Here is a 5,965-nt window from a genome sequence, read left to right as displayed (position 1 = left end):
TTAACGCGATATCGTTGGGACTGCAAGATGTTTCCGAGCAGTTCCGTATTCCTCAAAAACTGTATGGGCGAGAAGCGGAGATCGAAGCATTATGGGTAGCGTTTGACAGAGTGGCAGGGAGTAAGGCAGTCCGTGAAATGATGCTGGTCTCTGGTTACGCTGGCGTTGGCAAAACAGCATTGGTACAGGAACTCTCTAAACCGATCACCGCAAAGCACGGCTATTTTATCTCTGGCAAATTTGACCAATTTGGGCGCAATATTCCCTACAGCGCGATCGTCGATGCCCTGCAAAAATTGGTGCAGCAACTCTTGGGCGAACCCAATGAACAGGTGGAAGTATGGCGATCGCGTCTACTCACTGCTTTGGGAAGCAATGGACAAATTATCATCGATGTCATTCCCGAAGTTGAGTTCATTATTGGTAAGCAGCCACCTGTGCCCGAAGTTGGAGCAACAGAAGCACAGAATCGCTTCAATCTCACGTTTCAAAGGTTTATGCGGGCGTTTTGTGCAAAAGAGCATCCCCTGGTCGTCTTTTTAGACGATCTACAGTGGATCGATTCTGCAACGTTGAAGTTAATCGAACTCATCTTACTTGACGAGCAAACTCAATCTCTGTTTTTGATCGGAGCCTATCGAAATCATGAGGTGTCTCCAACGCATTCATTAATTTTGATGCTGGAGAGCTTGCGAAATCAGGGTGCAGCGCTTCAAGAAATTACCTTGACTCCTTTAACGCTGGAACCGTTGACTCAACTGGTGGCTGAGACGTTACATCGCAATCCTGATGCCGTTCGTTCCTTAGCCCAAATCGTGTTGCGTAAAACCGAGGGTAACCCTTTCTTTGTGGGTGAATTTTTGAAGCTGCTGTATGGCGAAAACCTGTTGACCTTTGATGCCCAACAGTTAAGCTGGCAGTGGAACCTGGCTGAGATTGAAGCTCAAGATATCACCGATAATGTGGTGGAGTTGCTGCTGCGTCAGTTGCAGAAATTGCCGGAAGCAACACAGCAAGTTCTCTCCATCGCGGCTTGTGTTGGGTCTGAGTTTGATTTAGAAACGTTGGCGCTTAGCGCAGAGCGCAACTCCGAAGGAACCGTTTGCGAAAAGTCACCGAAAGCAATTTTTCAGGATTTATTAGAAGCAATACAAGCGGGATTAATTCAACCTCTGTCTGAATTGGATGAAGATTTGTTAGTTCAAGAGTATAAGTTTCTGCACGATCGCGTGCAGCAAGCGGCTTATGCCCTAATTGATGAGTCGTGCAAACAAGTGGTTCATCTCCAAATCGGTCGCAATTTACTCGAAAAAACTTCACCGGAGCAACGATTCGATCGACTGTTTACTATTGTGGATCATCTCGATCAAGGAACGGAGCTTGTCACTGCTCAACCAGAACGAACTGAAATTGCCAGATTGAATTTAACGGCAGGTCAGAAAGCAAAGGCAGCAACGGCTTATGACGCAGCTTTTAAATATTTCACTACAGGGATTCAACTCCTCAATTCAGAGAGTTGGCAGAGTGAGTATGACCTGACCTTAGCGCTGTATTCAGAAGCAGCAGAAGCGGCGTATCTCCAGGGTCGTTTTGATGAGATGGAACAGTTGGTAGAAGTAGTACTTGATCGTGGCAAAACAGTGGTTGACAAAGTGCAAGCTTACGATACCAGAATTCAAGGATATTTGTCACAGGGCAACCTGAAAGAAGCACTCAAAACTGGATCGGAAGCGTTAAAGCTCTTGGGAATAGATTTAATAGAAAATCCAAGTCAGGCAGATATTCAAAGGGAATTGAAGTCAACGGCTGCATTACTCGCTGAACGAGAAATCGAAAACTTGATTAATTTACCAGAGATGACTGCACCAGAACCGCTGGCAGCTATGTCAATCCTGGCGAGTATGAGGTCTGCTGCATTTATCAGGTCACCAGCACTATTCATGCTGATTACTTGCAAAGCGGTAGATTTATCAATTAACTACGGGAATGCCGTCTGGTCATCAGTGTTTTATGCTGGCTACGGGTTTGTTCTATGTGGAGTTGTTCAAGACATTGAATTCGGTTATGAGTTCGGCAAATTGGCTCTGGGTTTGGCAGAACGATTGAATACCAGAGGAAATGCTAGAACCTTAATGTTTTCGAATGTCCATATCATGCACTGGAAGGTGCATCTTAGGAACACAATACCCATGCTGGTTGATGCCTATCAAAATGGAGTGAAAACTGGAGACTTTGAAACTGCTGGTTATACTGCATATTACGTGTGCTATTACTCGTTTCTTGCTGGAGAAGAACTCACCCAACTGGAACAAAAAACAGCAGTTTACAGCAAAGCGGTTGACCAAATTAGACGAGAAAGTCCCTCGAATTGGCTGGCAATATTGCGACAAACTATTCTTAATTTGCAAGATAGACCTGAGGATTCCAGCCGCTTACTTAGTAGGCTACATCATGAAGAGCAGGCGTTATCACACGCTATTGCAGTTAAAGATGGAACTGCAATCCAAATACTCTATTTGCACAAAGTCATGTTGTGTTATCTATTTGGAGAACACCGTCAAGCTGAACAGACTGCTATTTTGGCAAGGCAACATTTTGAAGAGGTGACAGCAATAACGGTTCTACCTATATTCTGTTTCTATCATTCGCTGGTGCTTTTGAGCCTATCGCCTGATGCTTCAAACTCTGAAAAAGCAGCTTGGCTAAACTGTGTTAACGCCAACCAAGAAAAAATGCAGAAATGGGCAGAACACGCCCCAATGAATTATCTCCATAAATTTTATTTAGTCGAGGCAGAGAAAGCGCAAGTCTCAGGGCAATTTCTTGAGGCTGAAGAGTTTTACGAACGAGCGATCGCAGGTGCTGCTGAAAATGAGTATATCCAGGAAGAAGCATTAGCTTATGAATTAGCGGCTAAACATTATCTAGCGCGAGGTCGGGAAAAGATTGCTCAGACCTACATGAAAGAGGCACACTATTGCTACGATCGCTGGGGCGCAACCGCTAAAGTTAAAGATTTAGAAACTCGCTATCCACAGTTCTTTTCTCAGTCGTCTAGAGCCGCTTCCACATCAATTCCTATTACTGCTGAAACTATCACTAATCCCTTCCATACTGCTTTCGATTTAGCAGCAGTGATGAAAGCTTCACAGGCGATTTCTCGTGAAATTGAACTGAAGCAATTGCTGCGATCACTGATGCAAATTTTAATTGAGAATGCTGGCGCACAAACCGGATATCTGATTTTAGAAAACTCAGGAGAGTGGTCGATTGAAGCGGCTTGTGAATTCAATGCCGATGAGAATGCTTGCGCGACTCAGGTGTTACAGTCTATTTCAGTTACCGATCAATTGCCAGAATCAATCATTCAATATGTGATTCGGACTCTGCAGCCTGTCATCTTAAATGATGCGACTCGTGAAGGCGATTTTATTAATGAGCCATACATTCAACAGAACCAGCCTCAATCTGTTTTCTGTTTGCCGCTGCTGAATCAAGCCAAGCTGGTCGGTGTATTGTATTTAGAAAATCGATTAGCCGCTGGAGTATTTACACCAGAACGATCGCAGGTCTTGCAGCTATTATCGACTCAAGCAGCGATCGCCATCGAAAATGCCAACCTTTACTCAGAACTGCAGGCTAAGGAAAGCAAGATCGCCCAGTTCCTTGAAGCGATTCCGGTGGGAATTGCGATCGTGGATGCGACGGGTTGCCCTTACTATGCCAACCAATGCGGCACTCAACTCCTAGGTAAAGAAACTGATACTTCCATAGCACCGGAGCAGCTCTCAGAGGCTTACCAGCTTTATGTAGCAGGAACGGATCAAATCTATCCAACGGAGAGCTTGCCTAATGTTCGGGCATTAAGGGGCGAACGCATCAGGACTGAAGATATAGAAATTCGTCGAGATAATGTCACCATTCTACTTGAGGCACGGGGAACACCAGTTTTTGATCAACAGGGCAATATCACTTATGCGATCGCTACCTTTCAGGACATTACAGAGCGCAAACAAACCGAGAAACTCCTAGCCGACTACAACTGCACTTTAGAGCAACAGGTCGCAGAACGAACTGCTGCGTTACAACGCAGTGAAGCCAAGTTCCGAGCTATCTTTGAAAACTCGCAGGTCGGCATCTACCGAACCCGCCTCTCGGATGGATTAATTCTCGATGCCAATCAACGCTTTGCCAATCTGTATGGCTTTGACTCACCAGAGGAGATCATTGGGATTGAACACACCGCAGGCTACTATGTTAATCCCAGCGACCGCCAACAATTCCTTGAGTTGCTGAAGCGGGATGGGGAAGTGCGAAACTTTGAAGCCCAGGTGCGGAAACGAGATGGGACATTGTTTTGGGTACTTTTCTCTTCTTATCTGAATTCAGCCGATGGATACATCGAAGGGGTGGTTGTAGATATTAGCGATCGCGTTTCAGCAGAAGCAGCGCTGCAAGCCTCTGAAGCAGAACTGCGGGCGCTGTTTTCAGCCATTCCCGATCCAATGTGTATCTTTACTGCTGAAGGGCAAGTGATCTGCGTAACCGAAGGGAATCCATCATACAGAGAGTTGTATAAAGAGGAACTTGTTGGCAAAACACTGCATCAACTCTTTGATAAAGAACAAGCTGATGAATTACTGGGTTACATTCAGCAGGTGCTGAGAACCCAACAAGTACTCACAGTTGAATACAGCCAGTGGCTATCTGGACGAGAAGCCTGGTTTTCGGCTCGCATTGCACCAATCGACCACGAACAGGTAATTTGGTTGGTGCGAAATATTACGCTGCAAAAGCAAGCAGAAGCAGCCTCGATTTTGGATGAACGCAACCGCATGGCACGCGAAATTCACGACACACTCGCTCAGGCGTTTACAGGCATTCTGGCTCAGGTGGGAGCGGCAAAACAGGTGCTCACGGATGATGTAGAAGCAACTGGGGCACACCTGGATCTGATCAAAGAATTGGCACGAACTGGACTATCTGAAGCGCGGCGATCGGTCGTCGCGCTGCGTCCTCAGCTTTTGGAAGAAGGCAGTCTACAGAGCGCTCTCCATCGTCTCGTCGCTCAACTCAGAACTGCCGCAATGGATACCACCTTATATTATGAGATTGAGGGTGCAGTGTATTCTCTCCCCACTGAAGTCGAGAATAACCTACTGCGGATGGGGCAGGAAGCATTAACTAATGCGATTAGACATGCCAATGCTGACGAAATTCGAGTGGAGCTAGCCTACGATCGCGATCAGTTTTGCTTGCGCGTGAAAGACAATGGACAGGGCTTTGGAGTTGGAAGTATTCCATCCTCTGAGGGATTTGGCTTACTCGGCATGAGCGAACGGGCAGAGCGCATCGGCGCACAGCTCACGATTCGGAGTCAACCTGGACAAGGAACAGAAATTATTGTTGTGGTTGGGGTGTAGGGTGTGGGGTGCGGGTAAGTTAGAGAGTTATCGTGATTTGGAGGTTTGGAGAGTGTCAATGCAATTGGCAAAGGAAGTTTATCAAGCAACAGAAGCACTACCAAAGCATGAAATCTATGGACTAACTTCACAGATTCGTAGAGCCTGTGTTTCTGTGCCTGCCAACATTGCTGAAGGATATGGAAGGAATCATCGTAAGGAATATCTTCAGTTTCTCGGTATTGCAAATGGAAGTCTCAAAGAACTAGAAACCTTGCTTCTCCTTGCTAATAGTTTAAATTATATTGATGACGTTACTGAATTGATGAGTTTGTTTGAAAGCACGGGACGGTTACTCAATCGCCTCCTTCAGAGCCTTCAAAGGGGGATAGACAACCATTGACTACTTCACACCTACACCCCACACCCTACACCCCACACCCCCGATTTGGGTTCTGATTGCGGACGATCACGCTATTTTTCGGCAAGGATTAGCCACGATTATTAACCGTGACCCAGAGATGCAGGTGATTGCCCAAGCCGAAAATGGGGAACAGGCGATC

Annotated in this window: 2 protein-coding genes; both read left to right on the top strand. The window is 46.1% G+C overall.

What is annotated here, in order from left to right; all coding sequences use genetic code 11:
- Window positions 1–14 precede the first annotated feature (14 nt).
- Entirely contained in the window at window positions 15–5,423 is a 5,409-nt protein-coding gene (locus H6F93_RS23915; RefSeq protein ID WP_242043597.1) for an AAA family ATPase, read from the top strand.
- 1 nt (window position 5,424) lies between these two features.
- On the top strand, window positions 5,425–5,805 hold the full coding sequence (locus tag H6F93_RS23910) for a four helix bundle protein (protein WP_347277352.1): 381 nt from the start codon (window positions 5,425–5,427) through the stop codon (window positions 5,803–5,805).
- The last annotated feature ends 160 nt before the right edge of the window (window positions 5,806–5,965 follow it).

Source organism: Leptolyngbya sp. FACHB-671 (genome assembly GCF_014695745.1).
Taxonomy (GTDB): domain Bacteria; phylum Cyanobacteriota; class Cyanobacteriia; order Elainellales; family Elainellaceae; genus JAAUTN01.
The sequence above is the reverse complement of the archived record's forward strand: the minus strand, read 5'-3'. Positions and strand labels throughout refer to the sequence as shown.